The following is a 243-nucleotide window of genomic DNA, read 5'->3' as shown; positions in this document are numbered from 1 at the left end:
CGTTACCGCCGGCGGCCTGCCCGATGCCGCCCTGCCCGGCGGCTGGAACCTGGTCGTCAACGCCACCGCCAGCGGGCTGCAGGACGCCGCCCCCGAGCTGCCCGCCGGCCTGTACGCCGAAGGCGCCGCCGCCTACGACATGATGTACGGCGCCCAGCCGACGGCGTTCATGCGCCAGGCGCGCCAGGATGGCGCCGCGCTGACGGCCGACGGCCTCGGCATGCTGGTCGGCCAGGCGGCCGA

At 77.0% G+C, this 243-nt stretch carries 1 pseudogene; it reads left to right on the top strand.

Going from position 1 to position 243, the window contains the following annotated elements:
* Positions 1-243, top strand: a pseudogene (gene aroE / locus SB751_RS34355) (shikimate dehydrogenase); the annotation flags it as partial.

This window comes from Cupriavidus sp. SIMBA_020 (genome assembly GCF_046535395.1).
Taxonomy (GTDB): Bacteria; Pseudomonadota; Gammaproteobacteria; order Burkholderiales; family Burkholderiaceae; genus Cupriavidus; species Cupriavidus campinensis.
Note: the sequence above shows the minus strand (reverse complement) of the source record. Positions and strands in the feature narration are given on the sequence as shown.